We start from the raw sequence: 1,236 nt of genomic DNA, 5'->3' as shown, positions 1-1,236 counted from the left end.
TTACTTATTTTCTTCCATTTCCTTACGCAGCTTATCGCCAACTTCTTCGTAACCAGGCTTGCCTAACAGGCCAAACATGTTTACCTTGTAAGCTTCAACCCCTGGCTGGTTGAATGGGTTAATCCCGTTCAGATAACCAGAAATGGCCATCGCCACTTCAAAGAAGTAAATCAAGTAACCCAGAGTGAATTCGTCTTCTTCTGGAATGTGAACCGTCATTACTGGAACACCACCAGCAGTGTGGGCAGCGACGACGGCTTGGTAAGCCTTGGTATTAGCGAAGTCCATCGTCTTACCTTCCAAGTAGCCTAAGCCATCCAGGTTGTCAGGTTCACTTGGAATTTCCATGTCATAGTTTGGCTTGTCCAACTTAACAACCGTTTCCATCAGGAAACGCCGACCTTCTTGAATGTATTGGCCAAGGGAGTGCAAGTCAGTGGTGAAGTTAGCGCTGGATGGGTAGATCCCTTTGTGATCCTTACCTTCAGATTCACCAGCCAATTGCTTCCACCATTCCGCAAACATCGTCATGTTTGGTTCGTAGTTTTCCAACAATTCAGTTTCAAAGCCCTTCCGGTACAAGATGTTCCGGTAAGCAGCGTATTGGTAAGCTTCGTTGTTCTCAAGCTTTGGATCCGTGTAGTCATGTTCAGCTTGAGCAGCACCCGCCATCAATTTATCGATGTCTCCACCAGAAACGGCAATTGGCAACAGACCAACTGGTGACAGAACGGAGTAACGGCCACCAATGCCATCCTGGATAACAAAACTTTCGTAACCGTGAGCGTCAGCTTCGGTCTTCAAAGCACCCTTAGCCTTATCAGTCGTCGCGTAAATCCGCTTGTTAGCTTCGGCTTCGCCATACTTCTTAATCAAAAGATTCTTGAAAATCCGGAAAGCAATTGATGGTTCCGTCGTTGTCCCTGACTTCGATACCACGTTGACAGAGAAGTCCTTGTCCCCGATCAATTGAATCAGATCGTGAACGTAAGTGGAGCTTAAAGAGTTCCCAGCAAAGAGAACCAATGGGTACTTCCGGTCTGATGCCTTTTGAGCCTGGTAGAACGTGTTGTGCAGGAAGTCGACCGCCATCCGGGCACCTAAGTAAGAGCCCCCAATACCGATGACAACTAAAATATCAGAGTCAGATTGGATCTTCTTGGCAGCCGCCTTGATCCGGGCAAATTCTTCCTTATCATAATCAGATGGCAAGTGGAGCCAGTCACGGAAGTCAGC

General features: G+C 47.4%; 1 protein-coding gene. It reads right to left on the bottom strand.

Annotated elements, in window-relative coordinates; translation table 11 throughout:
* Positions 1-1,236: glucose-6-phosphate isomerase (locus FD27_RS07440; RefSeq protein ID WP_057752112.1), on the bottom strand; the 1,236-nt coding region annotated here is incomplete at its 5' end.

Origin of the sequence: Limosilactobacillus frumenti DSM 13145 (assembly GCF_001436045.1) — a bacterium.
Classification (GTDB): Bacteria; Bacillota; Bacilli; order Lactobacillales; family Lactobacillaceae; genus Limosilactobacillus; species Limosilactobacillus frumenti.
The sequence above is the reverse complement of the archived record's forward strand: the minus strand, read 5'-3'. Positions and strand labels throughout refer to the sequence as shown.